11 protein-coding genes are annotated in these 14948 nt (G+C 49.5%); 4 read left to right on the top strand and 7 right to left on the bottom strand.

Annotated features, from left to right (window positions below; translation table 11 throughout):
* Positions 1–77 precede the first annotated feature (77 nt).
* Positions 78–722, bottom strand: a complete 645-nt coding sequence (locus BZG75_RS12655; RefSeq protein ID WP_077460613.1) for an MBL fold metallo-hydrolase — start codon at positions 720–722, stop codon at positions 78–80.
* A 185-nt stretch (positions 723–907) separates the two neighbouring features.
* On the opposite strand from BZG75_RS12655, the gene BZG75_RS12650 reads away from it, so the two are divergent.
* Complete coding sequence (locus BZG75_RS12650; RefSeq protein ID WP_021023616.1) at positions 908–2653, top strand: GNAT family N-acyltransferase; 1746 nt, start codon at positions 908–910, stop codon at positions 2651–2653.
* Between the two features lie 116 nt (positions 2654–2769).
* On the opposite strand, the gene BZG75_RS12645 is transcribed toward BZG75_RS12650, so the two are convergent.
* The 5 genes from BZG75_RS12645 to BZG75_RS12625 form a co-directional block, all read right to left on the bottom strand.
* Positions 2770–4530: a L,D-transpeptidase family protein gene (locus BZG75_RS12645; RefSeq protein WP_077577191.1), complete on the bottom strand. Its 1761-nt coding sequence runs from the start codon at positions 4528–4530 to the stop codon at positions 2770–2772.
* Positions 4531–4679: 149 nt separating this feature from the next.
* Entirely contained in the window at positions 4680–5786 is a 1107-nt protein-coding gene (locus BZG75_RS12640; RefSeq protein ID WP_077577190.1) for a DUF1513 domain-containing protein, read from the bottom strand.
* The gene (locus tag BZG75_RS12635; RefSeq protein ID WP_158009989.1) at positions 5767–6780 is read right to left on the bottom strand and encodes an imelysin family protein; all 1014 of its coding nucleotides are present in this window, start codon (positions 6778–6780) and stop codon (positions 5767–5769) included. The genes BZG75_RS12640 and BZG75_RS12635 overlap by 20 nt, the downstream gene beginning before the upstream one ends.
* Positions 6781–6820: 40 nt before the next feature.
* Positions 6821–8218, bottom strand: a complete 1398-nt coding sequence (locus tag BZG75_RS12630) for a di-heme oxidoreductase family protein (protein WP_077577188.1) — start codon at positions 8216–8218, stop codon at positions 6821–6823.
* 60 nt (positions 8219–8278) lie between these two features.
* On the bottom strand, positions 8279–9535 hold the full coding sequence (locus BZG75_RS12625) for an imelysin family protein (protein ID WP_077577187.1): 1257 nt from the start codon (positions 9533–9535) through the stop codon (positions 8279–8281).
* Positions 9536–9947: 412 nt separating this feature from the next.
* Between BZG75_RS12625 and BZG75_RS12620 the strand changes: the two genes are divergently transcribed.
* Positions 9948–10445 carry a MarR family winged helix-turn-helix transcriptional regulator gene (locus BZG75_RS12620; RefSeq protein WP_077577186.1) on the top strand — a complete coding sequence of 166 codons (498 nt, stop codon included), beginning with the start codon at positions 9948–9950 and terminating at the stop codon, positions 10443–10445.
* 183 nt (positions 10446–10628) lie between these two features.
* Here the strand turns inward: BZG75_RS12620 and BZG75_RS12615 are convergent, their stop codons facing one another.
* Positions 10629–11489: an aldo/keto reductase gene (locus BZG75_RS12615; protein ID WP_077577206.1), complete on the bottom strand. Its 861-nt coding sequence runs from the start codon at positions 11487–11489 to the stop codon at positions 10629–10631.
* Between the two features lie 280 nt (positions 11490–11769).
* On the opposite strand from BZG75_RS12615, the gene BZG75_RS12610 reads away from it, so the two are divergent.
* On the top strand, positions 11770–12267 hold the full coding sequence (locus BZG75_RS12610; RefSeq protein WP_077577185.1) for a GNAT family N-acetyltransferase: 498 nt from the start codon (positions 11770–11772) through the stop codon (positions 12265–12267).
* A 102-nt stretch (positions 12268–12369) separates the two neighbouring features.
* A complete protein-coding gene (locus BZG75_RS12605; protein WP_077577184.1) occupies positions 12370–14685 on the top strand; it encodes a methyl-accepting chemotaxis protein in 2316 nt (771 codons plus the stop codon).
* Positions 14686–14948: the final 263 nt, after the last annotated feature.

The following is a 14948-nucleotide window of genomic DNA, read 5'->3' as shown; positions in this document are numbered from 1 at the left end:
AACAAGCTCTAAACAAACAGGCTCTAAACAAACAAGCTGGCCCGTACTCTGAGTACAAGCCAGTTTATTGACAAGCGTTAGAAAGCACCGGTAAGAAAAGGATTAGTTTTACGCTCATGGCCCAGCGTTGAGGTGGGTCCGTGGCCGGGAATAAAAGTCACATCATCTCCCACCGGAAGCAGCGTGTTCTTGATGGCGTCAATCAAGGTCGCGTGATCGCCTTTTGGAAAGTCGGTACGGCCAATACCACCGTTAAATAACACATCGCCTACCCATGCGGTACGGCTTTCTTCATCCACAAAGACAATATGTCCTGGCGTATGCCCGGGGGTAAATAAGACCGACAAAGTATGCTTGCCGACGGTGACCGTATCACCTTGCACTAACCACTGATCCGGCTCGAACGGCTCGGCGTGGGCAAAACCAAACATTTGTGCCTGCGCCGGTAAGGCTTGTAACCAAAATGCATCTTCTTTGTGCGGACCAATCACCGGAATATCAAGCGCGTTAGCCAATTCTACTGTGCCACCCACATGATCTAAATGGCCGTGAGTAAGAAGGATTTTCGTCACGGTGACATTGAGTGAATGAATCACTTGGCGAATTTTAGCCACGTCACCACCTGGGTCGACGATCGCTGCGTCTTGAGTTTGATCGCACCAAATAATCGAGCAGTTTTGTTGAAATGCCGTGACCGGCACAATCTCATAATGCAACGCCATACAGTTAGCCTTCCTTTTGTATAAGTGCGGTAGCCGCCGATAACGACGTAAATACGGGCCTCACTATGCCATGCTGTCATCAGTTTGCAACTGTGCTGCCAAGGAGATGTCACCTTCACGCTCTAGGCTGAGATAAGGATACCTGGATACCTTTCAGGTGCGCTTTATTGTATGCAGGGCTGCTTATGTTAGATATTGATAAAGTATTATCGTCGCATTACCCCCGGTTAGAACAGCGCGGTTGGCTCATGCGCCCCGTCAGTAAAACGTTAAAGCGTTTACTTCATGAGCAGGAGTTTCAAGCGTTTGCTGAACGCTACCCGCATCTACAAGGATTCGAGTTTGTTGAACAGGTGCTGGATTATTTTAACTTTAGCTATCGGGTCAGCGATAGAGAAAAAGAGCGGATCCCGGAATCTGGACGGGTGGTGATTATCGCCAATCATCCAATCGGATCACTGGATGGCTTGGCGCTGCTTAAACTCGTACGCTCAGTGCGTCCAGACGTTAAAGTTATTGCCAATGAATTACTCATGCAAGTCGGCCCACTTCACAGTTGTCTGTTGCCAGTCAACAATATGGGAGGCCGAACGCCTAAACAAAATCTACAACAAATCACACAGTGGCTAGAGCGTGATGGCGCTTTGATTATCTTTCCAGCCGGTGAGGTTTCGCGCGTCGCACCAACAGGAATTCGAGACGGTGTTTGGCACTCTGGCTTCTTACGTATGGCGAGTAAATCAAACGCCCCTATTTTGCCGATTCATGTCGACGGGCGAAATTCTGCCCGTTTTTATGGTGCGTCAATGGTCTATAAACCTTTGTCGACTTTGTTACTGGTTGAAGAGATGTTTCGACAAGAGAACAACACCATCGCCTTCACCGTGGGCGAAATGATCCCACACCACAGTTACAGTGCCAGCGCGAACCTTCCGGTAAAAACACGGGTTAAACTCTTTCGTAAACACCTCTACCGGATCGCCAAGCGTAAGCAAGGCTTATTTCCCACCGAAACTGCGATTGCCTCACCGGAGCCACGACTGGCGCTCAAGCATGCAATTGCACTCGGCGAGCAACTCGGACAGACACCCGATGGTAAACTCATTTATTTACTCGACTATCAAGCCGATTCGCCGGTGATGCGCGAAATAGGTCGTTTACGTGAGGTCGCGTTCCGCGCTGTTGGGGAAGGCACCGGACAGCGGCGTGATCTTGATAAATACGACCAATACTATTGGCATTTGGTCTTGTGGGATCCGATTGAGCTCGATATCGTCGGTGCATACCGCTTATGTGATACCCAAGCCACTCTGGCTCATCAAGGGCTTGGAGGGATCTATAGCGCAAGCTTGTTCGATTATGAACAAGGGATGCAGCCTTTTCTTGACCAAGGATTAGAGCTAGGCCGTAGTTTTGTTCAGCCCAAATATTGGGGAAAACGAAGCCTCGATTATTTATGGTTAGGCATTGGCGCCCTACTCGCTAATCGCCCACAGTACCGTTATTTATTCGGGCCTGTCACTATCAGCAACGCGATGCCACAACCCGCTAAAGAGCTACTGATCTTCTTTTATCGCACCTACTTTCGTGGCGACAACCGCTGTGCGCGATCGAAACGACCGTATCAACTCGCCGAAAGTAAACAAAGTGAGTTGCTCGACCACTTTTGTGGCAACGACTATGCGCGCGATCTGAAAAAGCTAAAAATGTTACTCGATCACCTTGGCGTCGGGATCCCAACGCTTTATAAGCAGTACAGTGAGCTATGTGAGCCTGGCGGCGTACAATTCTTAGACTTTGGTGTTGATCCTGATTTCGCCGACTGCATTGATGGACTGGTTTTAGTCGACCTCAAGCGTTTAAAACCCAAGCGCTACCAACGCTATATTGCGCCACATCTAACCACTCCCCCAACCTCTACTTGTGACTAAACCTCGCTGTGAGTACCTTGCAGTGAATAAGCGTCGCGGTGAACAAACAAAGCCCCGCGCTCTCTGTCTTGATGGCGCGGGGCTATGACTGTCAACTCTTGTGATCGTGATTGAGACTACTGTGACCGTGATGAGGATATATCACGTTGCTGGGTTAAGTAGCTCGGCTCCTGAGTGGTGATTTGTCGTTCGGCATGACTATCATAGGCATATACATCATCGCGAAACGCGAGCTTGCCGTCTTCAGTGACCCATGCTGTTTGGTAAATGGTTTGTACGGAAAGGCGCGTTTGCAACGACACCCACTTAGTTTGTGTTTTATCCAAATACCCTTGGTAGTTAGCCAACTGTTTCCCGGACAAATCCAGCACCAAATCCGCCAACTGCTCGGCCTGCTCCACCCGAATACACCCAGAACTAAACGCGCGGCGCGAGCGACTAAATAAGCTTTGTGCCGGCGTGTCATGTAAATAAATGGCGTTTCTATTTGGAGTGTTAAACTTGTACTTTCCTAATGCATTGCCTTGGCCCGGTGCCTGTTGCAATCGATAAGGGAAGCCGTCGTCGTTCACGGTTTGCCAATTAATCGTACTCGGGTCGATAGCGATGTTGCTTTGCCAGTTAGGCAAAATGCGATACTGATTGCGAGACAAATACTGCTGGTCATCCGCCAGTTTGGGCAAGATATCTTTTTGCACAATGCTACGAGGCACATTCCAGCTGGGGTTCAGCACTACCGAATCAAGTTGCGACGTAAACAGCGGCGTACGCCTTGATTGTCGACCAACGACCACTTTACTTTCGAATACATTTCGATCGTCATGCCATACATGCATGCGATAATCGGGAATGTTCACCACAATTCGATTGGGATTATCGTTAGGCCACAACCGCAACCGTTCTGCATTAAGTGCCAATAACCGAATCCGTGCTTGTGGGTCCAAATTTAACCACTTCGCGGTTGCTGGGCCGATAATGCCATCCATGGATAAACCATGCTGTTGCTGAAAGCGTTCAACTGCACGAAGCAAGTCACCACCGTAGCGCACAGTGTCGCCATTTATCGCTTCCAAGCGCTCAGAGCTGCCCCAAAACCCCTGTAGCCTCAGATTATCCACCAAGTTAAGCGCTAACGTTGTCGCAATCGCTTGGTCCGGGTATATGACGTTCTCAGCCTGAATCGTTGGCCAAACCGACTGTGCCTGCTCTTGTAAGCGAACAATTTGTTTTACTAATGCATCGTATTGCGAGTGTTGTGGACGCCGCTGCCGCAAAAACGGAGCCAGTGACCCGTTAAGTCCTGCCTTAAATAACGCAGCACGCCTTTGCGATGAGGGAGCTGGCAAGGGGGTGCGATGAGACGCGCCAAAAAACCATTGCATTCCTTTATCGGGGATCACACTTAAATAGCGAAGCAGCGCATAGGCGGTATCGGTAGCAAAAATATCATAGGCCGCATCGCTGGGCTGCTGACGAAGTTGCCGCAATTGCCATGCTCGCCATTCAAACTCAGGACTAAAGCCAGCCAGTGAAATCACATTCACTTGCGTTTCTAACTCATCTCGCGCCGCATCTTGTGTCCAAATCAACGAAAATCCATTATCCAGGTAGTCTTGAGTCAGCGCTTGGGGATAGGCCAATACGGTCGCATCCGGTGCCGCCGATTCAAGCCAATCGCGCGCATACTGGTAGGCTCGCTGGCGATGAACATCCGCCGATACAGTTTGATCATCAGGCACTCTTTTCCCCGAGATCTGCGGTTCAGTCAGTAACCGTACTCCCCCCGTTTCACTGGCGTTATTGGCCATCACTGGCTTTACCAAAAAGCAAAACACTATCAGAAGGTTAGCCAACCAGGCATCGTGCCTTCTCATCATACGCCCCTCCTCATCCCTGTTATGATTATGGCAAAGTTTTACTGCAAAGAAGCAAAATTAACGTCTGTTTTTCCTCATCACAACGCAAGGTATTGAAACAAAAACGGCAGCCAAAATTGACTGCCGTTTAGAACATTATCATGTATTCATTACACTAAGGTTATCCAGTGATTATCCCATCGGACTGGCGTCATTTTATAATCCGGATGGTGTGCATTATTTAGCGTCACCATTTTACCGCTACCCGCACTGAGGTTAATCACATCACCATCGCGACTCGCGCCAGAAGCATCTATCAGCGGATGCAGTCCAAGTAACTCGCCACTATTTAACGACCAAATACCATAACAATTGCCACGGGGCGACGTGGCGACAATCCAACCATTGAGGGTAGCAATACTGGCAACATAGTTATTAAAACGCGACCACTGCTCTGGTGAAGCATTCAACATTTTCATCGGCTCACCACGGCGATGAATCGCGACAAGGGGGGCGTTATCAGCACCATGGTATTGCTGACCTGTCACCACATAACCCTCATCTGACACCATTAAATGACGAATACTGAGCTTCTTATTTGCAAGCTCAGCGCGCTCGATCACTTTGCCACTGTCGATATCGATATAGACCAGTGCCGGTGACATAGCGTCAATGTTTAACACTGTGCGTCCATCAGTATGCATGCCACCGACACCCACGACTAACGTGTTAGTATCCACCAGCGCTAACTCATGAGGACCAATGCCAAAGCCGCTTATTTCACGCACTTTTTTTACCTGCCCCTGCGCGGTTAATTGGTAAACACCGATCACACCTTCGCTGGTTTGCCGTTTACCCTCGGTGGTATATAACCATTTTCCATCATCAGAAATGGCGCCGTGTCCATAAAAATAACGATCGGAAGCGGCCCTTATCCGTGACAACGTCACTCCACGTTGGTAGTCAAACACCTGCATAAAATCACCAGGCCGGCGCGCAAATGCCACCCCTAGCGTTCCAACCTCTCGTCGCTGAGCGGCGACACCATGACCCCGATCGGGCAATGGTAGGCGGAAAACGGGTTGCCCAGACGGATCAGCGCCAACCACCGCGAAAGAGCCATCACGACTCAGCGCACAGCCCAGTAGCTCACACCGCGCTGCTGCGGTATTACCACGACAACCACTCAGTGTATTTACGACGGTGGGTAAAGCCGCGCCCATTAGCGCCGCCTTGAGTAAACGGCGGCGTTTCTGACTAATCGCCATCGGTTGCATTAAACCCCACAACTATGCCTAAATCTTGTGCGACTTGGCCACCCAACACGAGTTTTAGATATTCCAGATTGTTATAGACGGTGAGCATGTCACGGTAACCCGGTACGCTGTTGAGCCTATCAAACAGCGGCTCACCGTCTTTGGGCACACTGTCATAGGCGAGTTGCCAATGCTCGCTAACACGATCGGCTACCTTATGGTTGCCTCGCTCGCGTAGCGCTTGCTCGATACCACCTTCAGCGTGATATTGAACTTGCATCGCTTGAATGCTCTCGCTTAATAGTGTTAGAGAGTGCCGCGATCGCCAGGCTTCTCCTTGGTAGGGGTTAGGAAAACCAGGTTTGCCCAAAGGGCCGGCAAGCTTTTTAAGCACATAATCGAGCTGATGTGTCAGTGCGCCAAGTTTTTCTGCCGTGGCCATCGAAGATGGCATCCCTAACCACGGATTTTTCTGCCACGCTAGGGTTAATGCCGTTGCACTTTGCTGCAAACGCCCACTGACGGCCATGGCTACTTCGCAGTGTTTTGGCTGAGTTAAATCCGCTTGGCGATCATACAACAACCATTCCATCGCGCCGACACCTTGCACGGCCACACTTTGATCCGCTAATGCATCCGCGGTCCAGGTAGTATCACTGGCCAGCAAGGCATTCATTTTCCGTCCGGTGGTATTCTTTTTGTCAGGATAAAACTGAATCCGCCAACTTTGTGCCAAGGCTTGCTCTGAGCCCTTTTCCACGCCTTGTAAAGGCATCCAAGCGGCCATAACCTTCTTCCATGCTTGACGCGCCTTATCCACATCCGTGCCCTGCGAGCAAACCGATTGCGTGGTCTGCGCAAGCGCCTTGGTTGCAGAGAGGAACTGTTCGCTTCTTTGTTTTTGTAGTTGCCAAAGGCCATGATTAGGCCCTGTCTCAGCTTGAGACAAACATCCGCCGAGCAACACGGTGGCGCTGAGCGTAAGCACCACAATAGGATTAAATCGAAAACGCATACCACAAGACTCCAGCATGGTGTTTTTATAATAAGTGTTTTTATAATGAACGTAAAAATGCAATCAGTGCATCACGGTCCGCTTTTGGCATCGCCAGTACACGCTGTTTGGCGCCATCGGCTTCGCCACCATGCCATAAAACGGCTTCCATCAACGTTCGGGCGCGGCCGTCATGTAAGTAGGTACCATCAGCATTAACCTCTTTGGTGTAACCAATACCCCAAAGTGGTGCCGTTCGCCATTCTCGGCCGTTCGCAATAAACTCACCACGGTGATCCGCTAGTCCTTCTCCCATATCGTGTAACAGTAAGTCGGTATAGGGGTGAATTTCTTGTTCACTCAGTGCCGCCAGATCAGGACGTTTTGCTGTTGTGAACGACTCAACGTGACAAGCGTTACATCCAGCATTAACAAACATCTCTTGCCCTCGTTGGACTTGCGAGTCTTGGATGTTACGACGCGCGGGAACCGCGAGATGGCGAGCATAAAATTCAACAAAGTCGAGAATATTATCACTCACTTCGGGATCGCCGCCATTGGGCATATCGTCGCACACCGACTGCGACGGCATACAGTTATGATGAGGGAACATCGAGGTTGTTAGCCCGATATCACCATTAAAAGCGGCTGCATTTTGTTGATTCACGTTGGGTAATCCGGCTTTCCACCCAAACCGCCCCAGTGCGGTACGCTGTGTGTCGATATCCCACACTTGGTTGGGGCGCCCGGAAATACCGTCGCCATTGGCATCCTCAGGATCGGCGTACGCATAGATCGCCTCAGCGGGGATCGACTCGAGTAGCCCAAGACCTATCATCGGTGGTGCAATCCGCGCTGACAGCTGCACATTCTCTGCCATCGGACCATAATTAAGGTCTGTAATAGCTAAGTTTGGCTGGCGTAATGTCACAGTCTCACCGTCTTCAAAGGTCACCGGTACTTCGCGATAGCTGATTGCTATTTTGCCCTCTGGCTTGACGCCTGGTAAGGAAAAATCTTGAAGTTGACCGCCATAATTGGGCTCTGGAATATTGCCATATTGGATCAGCTTTTGTTTTTCCGCTTCACTCATCGCTGGCACACTCAGCCGAACCAACATGGAAACGGCATTGATATCACCTGGCGATGGAGGATGACCTCGCCCATCTTTGATATGGCAATTTTGGCAGCCATTAGTATTAAATAATGGGCCAAGGCCATCACGGGCATCCGTTGATGCCGGTGAACTGACCCAAGGATTACGAAAAAAGCTATTACCGACACTGAAATCAATGCGCTCACTCATCGGCAGGTTAGCGGCAGGTTGGGAAAAGGCGTTCGGTCCTTCCTTGATAACGGTTGTTCCCCCACCGGATGTGCGCTCGAATGCAAGTGCGGAGGTGGTCACCAAAAAAGTAAGACATGTCACGTTAAGGTAAGCAATGACATTGGGCTTCATAGTGTGTCCTGACAAGGCAAAAAGCCCCGTACCACGGGGCTAACTAAAGTAATATGTCGTTTAGAATTGGTGATCAGCGGTGTCTGGATTCAGGTTATCAATACCGATCACTTGCGCCGCTTGTTCAATATGCTTGGTCTGATCCACCAGCGCCGCGATAGATGCGTTGACCAGTTGATTCCCTTCGTTATTACCAGCAGCAATCAGCTGATCAAAATACACGTTGTTGTCCTCCGCAGAAACAACCAAGGTTTTAACTTGCTGCTGCGCTTGATCAAAGCTGGCTTTAATTGCCTCTGCGGCATCGGCATTTTTATCTCTAACCAAATCAAGGACTGACGGTCCCGATAAGGTATTACCATTCACGCGCTGATATGTCCCCGTCATGACATTGTAAATGCCCTGCTCGTTATAAAAATGCGAATTGTGCGTATTGTCAGAAAAACAGTCATGCTCATCTTCGGTTGAGTTAGCTTCTAGCGCGACTTTCATTCGCTCCCCCGCCAGTTCACCTAACGACAGTGATCCCATACCAAATAGCATTTTGCGTAGGCCATTCTCACTTGAATCGGCAAGCAGACTCGCACGGTAATTATCTTTGTTACCCTCAGCCCATTGATCACGCATCCACGCCAGATCATCAACCAATAGATCAGCAGCCGCTTTCAAGTAATCACGACGACGATCACAATGGTCATGGGTACAGGCTTCACCATAGGCGAAATCGGTATAAGGGCGCTCACCGGCTCCTGCGTTGGTGCCGTTTAAATCTTGCCCCCACAACAGGAACTCGATGGCATGGTAGCCCGATGCAACATTGGCTTCTGAGCCGCCCACTTCATTTAAACTTGCCAGCAGTGTCGGCGTGATGTCAGCAACATCAAGATCGGTGGCGCCAATCTGAATGCGCTGATTCGCAATAATGTTAGCTGTCGCTCCGGCATTACCGAGTTCTGCCTGATAACCATCCGCGACATAATCAATTAACCCCTCGTCCAAGGGCCAAGCATTGAGCTGTCCTTCCCAGTCATCGACAATGGCATTGCCAAAGCGAAAAACTTCTGACTGTTGGTAAGGCACACGTGCATCTAGCCACGCCTTTTTGGCTGCCTGAAGGGTTGTTTCAGAAGGTTCGGCAATAAAAGCGTTCAGTGCACTGTCGAGTTCAACCGCGGTTGTGTGAGCATCAGCAAAAACGGCGTGAGCAATGTCTGCATAATGTGCCACGACCTCTTGTTGGGTCGCCGCATTAGCGCCAAATGGGGCCGCAAATAGTGAGAGCGCAATCAGGTTGCGCTTAAACGGTGTCAATTCCATAGTCGTGTTGTCCTTCGCCTTATATGAACGGTTATGATAACCATTATCGTTTGTACGAAAGAATTCTAAGCATAATGTTACGAAATGCAACAAAGAATTTTTCTCATTACGCGAAGTGTGATGGCTATGCTATGTGTAAGGTTGACGGCAATACGTTGCAATGCACATCCGACCTGTTATTTAGGTAAACCGATGACTAAAGGCCATTTTTTGCATTTACTCACTGAAACAGTCAAAAATAACAATAAATTAGATTTAATTTGAACTCTAATGGTTATAATAGACTGAAAGCACGTTGATTATTTGCTCGTTGAAACAAACATAAATCATCGATTTTTCCCTCGATACCTTTGCACTACAACCGTGGTTATTGTAAGTTTCGGGGGCAATTTTTTCTGGTGGAGGTGAGGTAATGGAAAAACACGAAGAAGTACTGGTCGCATTGCGGCAAATTATACGCGCAATCGATTTGCATTCACGAAAGCTTAACAAAGTATCGGGGATCACTGGCCCCCAATTGGTACTGATGCGTGCGATTAAAGAGCTTGGTCAAGTGACGATTCGTAAGTTATCTGTCCATACCAACATGAGCCAGGCCACAGCAACCACCATTTTGGACCGCTTAGAAAAGCGTGGGCTGATTTTGCGTGTCCGGAGCGAGCTTGATAAGCGTAAAGTGCACGCACACCTGACCGAACAAGGAGAAGCGGCATTGGAACAAGCCCCTAAGCCACTGCAGGAGAACTTTATCTCTCGCTTTCAAAGCCTAGAAGAGTGGGAACAATCTCTGCTGCTGTCTTCTGTCCAACGTATCTCATCAATGATGAATGCAGACGATATTGATGCCGCACCGATGCTAGAGGTGTCTGCGCTTACCTCGCATCACTCCATGTCTCAGGCTAAAAAATAGCAGCTACCGGCGGGTAAACAGGACGTCTCCACCGGTCAACCTGCCAGCAAGGCGCCAGAAAAGCCATGGATTGAACGCTTTTTGTCGCCATTGCTCATCGAAAAATAAAAAGACGGCACCACGTACCGTCTGTTGATTTTTCCCTTGATCAACGCCTTCGCACGAATGACCAACACCGTCGCTCTAAGGCACGTTATGCCCTTTCGACGCGACCCATATGCGATACCACTGCTCACGCGTTAATTTAAGATCATAAGCCTGTTTAGCGGCTTTCACTCGCTCAATGTTCCCCGAGCCTATAATGGGTAATGGTTTCGATGGATGGCGCATCACCCAAGCATAAATCACTTGATCGATACTCGCGCCGCCTAACTCCTCACCAATAGTGCTAAGCGTTTCGCGCACACGGACAGCCTGTTGTGACTCACCCGTCAATAATTCACCGCCAGCAAGGCATGACCACGCCATCGGTTTTATCTGAAGACGCTGAAGCTGATCAAGCGTGCCATCGTGGATCACATCAAAACGTAGCGGGTTGATTTCAACCTGGTTGGTGACGAGCGATTCGTCCCAGCGAGATTGCAATAAATCAAATTGTGACGGCGTAAAGTTTGATACCCCGAAGTGCGCGACTTTTCCGTGATAGCGAAGCGTTGTAAACGCCTCTGCCACTTCATCCGCGTCCATCAATGCATCAGGGCGATGCAACAATAACACGTCGAGCTTTTCCACCCCTAAACGCTTCAGTGAATGATCCACCGACTCCAGGATGTGATGATAGCTGGTGTCATAATGATTAATTTTACGATTAGGGGCCGCCTCGCTGACCAACTTAATGTCGCACTTGGAGACAACTTGGATCGATTTTCTCACACTCGGATCCAATTTTACCGCTTGTCCAAACAAGGTTTCACAGCGATAATCTCCATAGATATCAGCATGATCAACCGTTGTAATTCCCAAATCAATATGGGATTTGAGAAAACTGAGCCGCTGCTGCGGGGTCATCTGCCAATCATCTAATCGCCAGTATCCCTGCACCATAGGCGAGAAAAACGGGCCGACCGGAGAAATGGATGTCGCTTTAAACTCTGACAAAACGCGTCCTTATATGCCGAGAAGTGAAGATCTCATGCTAGTCCGAACAATTTCACGTCACAATCCCTTTTTTATTAATATAACGAGATAGTTTGTTTTCTCTCAATTTTTGATTTTTTGCGTACCACGCGTTTGAACGAAAGATGAGCAATTTGTCATCAATACTTGGCGAATGGGACGAACTTCGATATCTTATGCGCCGCAAAAAAGCAAAAAGGAAGCGAAAATGCTTATTCGACGCATGGAGTTGCGTGATTGTGACGCGATCAATACCATTTATAACTATTACATCACCCACACTGCGATCACGTTCGATTTAGCCCCTTGGCAAAAGCAAGAGCGTGAACATTGGTTTGCGCAATTTGATCCGTCCTCCCGCTATCAAGCTTGGGTGGCAGAGCAAGATCAACAAATCGTTGGGTTTGCTTATAACACGCCGTTCAACGCTAAACAGGCTTTTCATATCGCCTCAGAGATCACGATTTACGCCGCGCCTGATGCCGGCGGTCGCGGTATCGGCTCACAGTTGATGCGCACTTTGCTCGAGGGGATGCGAGAGCAAGATCTTCGCCGTGCTTACTCGCTGATCACACTCCCCAACCCCTCTTCACTGGCGCTTCATCGTCGTTTTGGCTTTCAGCAAGTTGGCCAACTTAACGATGTCGGTGAAAAGTTCGGCCAATACCATAGTGTCGCCATGCTCGAGTGTGATCTGACCGTGTGAGCATGCTGTTGGCCCGTTGAATAAGCCCCCACCCTCTTCATCATGCACCGTTACGGTGCCCTCATTTGATACCGTCGTCACGACGTTCAGGAGTTTAGTAGTATGAAAGTTCGCACAAAGGTATCTGCGGCAATCATCTCCGCCTGTGTTATCTGTATTCTCGCCACCGCAGCAGTGCTCGCCAATCGCACCACTGCATTGTTTGGCGACCAAATGCAAGATCAAGCCATTAGCCAGCTCAAAGCAGTCCGTGAAGCTAAACAATCAGAGCTCAGCAGTTATTTTTCATTTATCGGTCAACAGTTGACATCAATGGCCGATTCAACCATGACTGAAAATGCCGTTAACGCATTTAGTCAGGCCTATTTACGCTACAGCCGTGAAGTACGGACCGACCGCGCGTCACGCCGCGCCCTGCAGGATTACTATACCGACACCTTTGGTAATGCCTACCAGGCGCTTAACGATACGAATGCCAACGCTCGTTCCAACCTCGCCGCGCTCGCCCCCGCCACACGTACACTGCAACAATTTTACATCAGTGGTAGCCCGCACCCTTTGGGCGAGAAAGACAAGTTAGTTACCACTAATGACGGGTCAACCTACGATAACGTTCACACCCAGTACCATCCCAACTATCACCGTTTTGCCGAGACCTTTGGCTACCAAGATATTTTATTAGCAGATGCGAACGGTCGTATCGTTTATTCGGTGGCGAAAGAAATCGATTTTGGCACCAGTTTGTTTGCCGGTCCCTACGCCACCAGCGGGATGGGAGATGCGTTTTTAGAGGCTATCGACGCGCAAGCAGGCGACATTAGTTTTGTTGATTATCGCCCTTATTTTCCCAGCTATGACGAGCCAGCTTCATTTATCGCTACCCCTATTGTTGAAAACGGCGAAACACAAGGGGTGCTGATCTTTAAACTGCCCATCGCACGATTAAGCGGTGTCATAAGTGGCCAAGGGCACTGGCAATCTGCCGGATTTGGTGAGACGGGCGAAATGTTTATGGTGGGGCCAGACAAGGTTCTCCGTACCGAGGCACGCGCGTTACAAGAAGATAAATCGGCCTATTTAAATTTGTTACGCACCAATGGCGTAAAACCCGGTTTGATTAACCGCATCGACTTCACTGACACCGCGGCTGGACAAATGCCAATCGATTCTCCAAGTGTGGCCCAGGCGCTCGCGGGCCAAACAGGCACGGGGGAAGAAAAAAGCTACCGCAACCAAACCGTTTATACCGCTTATGCGCCGATTGATGTATTTGGAAAGCGCTGGGCGTTGGTGAATCAAATTAGTCAACAAGAAGCGCTTGCCCAAGTGACGACCATGAAAGACACTATTTTAAACGCCACCGTGCTCACATCGCTGGTTCTGGTGGGTGTCGCGATACTGATTGGTTATGTACTGGGTGGCAATATTGCTAAACCCATGATTGCGGTGACCACACGGATTAAGACGATCGCCGAAGACAAGGATTTAACTCAACGGCTGCCGGATAAAGGTAAAGATGAAATGGCGCTGCTCGGCCGTTCGCTCAATCAGATGTTTGCCAGCTTCCAAACCGTGATCCAAGAAGCGCATCAAGCATCTGGATTACTTGGGCAAGCCGCTAACGATATTAACCAAGACGTAGTCACCATGCACGATCGCGTTACCGACCAGGTCAAGCATACCCATCAAGTGGCCTCAGCGGCGACGGAAATGGCTACATCGGTCACGGATGTCGCGCAATACGCCGATCAAGCCTCAACCGCGTCAGACGATATCACCCAAGCGGTGAATAAAGGCTCGCAAATTGGTGACGATCTGGTGGAACAGATCCGCACGTTGTCATCGAGTATGGACGCCGCCACGGCGACCATGAGCCGCTTATCGCAGCAAAGTGAGGAAATTGGCACCGTGCTCGATGTGATCCAAGCGATTGCCGAGCAAACAAACTTGTTGGCATTAAATGCTGCTATCGAGGCCGCCCGTGCCGGCGAACAAGGCCGCGGATTCAGTGTGGTCGCCGAAGAAGTACGTACCCTTGCCTCTCGCACCCAGGACTCAACAGAAAGTATTCGCGATAAAATTGCCGCATTGCGCCAAGAGACGCAATCGGCGGTGGCGGATATGGATACCACCAGCCAAACCGTAGAAGCCTGTGTGGACTATTGTCAGCAAAACAACGCCGCGCTGGTTGATATTGCTAACATGGTTACCGAAATAAACCAAATGACCTCACACATCGCCAATGCCACACAGCAGCAAACGCAAGTGACAACGGAGATTAGCGAAAGCATCACAGACATTGCACAATCAGCAGAGACTGTCTCGCAACGTACGCATGACACGGCAGAAACCGTCACCGGCTTAAGCCAACGTTCTGCGCGATTGGCTGACACCATCGGCCATTTTAAAACCGAATAATAAATCTCACAATATTAACGCTTTGTGCCATCATCGCCGATAGCCCCACAGACGTTAAAATACGTGTAGATACCATCTCTCCGAACCATCCGTAAAGGGTTATGTAACCACTTGCGGGTGGTATTCGCTTTGATGTTTTACAACACCAAAACAAATCTGTACCAGCTTGCGCATTCCAGCTCCTAAAGCCTGCATTTTACTTTTACCGTTTTCCATTAGGCGCTGATATTGTACCTGGATATCCGGGTTATATCTCAAGCAAA

This window comes from Salinivibrio sp. AR640 (genome assembly GCF_001995405.1).
In the GTDB taxonomy this organism is placed as follows: Bacteria; Pseudomonadota; Gammaproteobacteria; order Enterobacterales; family Vibrionaceae; genus Salinivibrio; species Salinivibrio costicola.
Note: the sequence above shows the minus strand (reverse complement) of the source record. Positions and strands in the feature narration are given on the sequence as shown.

Bases quoted from the DNA above. Each gene is read 5' to 3' on its own strand.
- BZG75_RS12640 (WP_077577190.1), bottom strand. From the start codon at position 5,786: ATGCAACCGATGGCGATTAGTCAGAAACGCCGCCGTTTACTCAAGGCG.
- BZG75_RS12645 (WP_077577191.1), bottom strand. From the start codon at position 4,530: ATGATGAGAAGGCACGATGCCTGGTTGGCTAACCTTCTGATAGTGTTT.
- BZG75_RS12625 (WP_077577187.1), bottom strand. From the start codon at position 9,535: ATGGAATTGACACCGTTTAAGCGCAACCTGATTGCGCTCTCACTATTT.
- BZG75_RS12630 (WP_077577188.1), bottom strand. From the start codon at position 8,218: ATGAAGCCCAATGTCATTGCTTACCTTAACGTGACATGTCTTACTTTT.
- BZG75_RS12610 (WP_077577185.1), top strand. From the start codon at position 11,770: ATGCTTATTCGACGCATGGAGTTGCGTGATTGTGACGCGATCAATACC.
- BZG75_RS12655 (WP_077460613.1), bottom strand. From the start codon at position 722: ATGGCGTTGCATTATGAGATTGTGCCGGTCACGGCATTTCAACAAAAC.
- BZG75_RS12620 (WP_077577186.1), top strand. From the start codon at position 9,948: ATGGAAAAACACGAAGAAGTACTGGTCGCATTGCGGCAAATTATACGC.
- BZG75_RS12635 (WP_158009989.1), bottom strand. From the start codon at position 6,780: ATGCGTTTTCGATTTAATCCTATTGTGGTGCTTACGCTCAGCGCCACC.
- BZG75_RS12605 (WP_077577184.1), top strand. From the start codon at position 12,370: ATGAAAGTTCGCACAAAGGTATCTGCGGCAATCATCTCCGCCTGTGTT.
- BZG75_RS12615 (WP_077577206.1), bottom strand. From the start codon at position 11,489: ATGGTGCAGGGATACTGGCGATTAGATGATTGGCAGATGACCCCGCAG.
- BZG75_RS12650 (WP_021023616.1), top strand. From the start codon at position 908: ATGTTAGATATTGATAAAGTATTATCGTCGCATTACCCCCGGTTAGAA.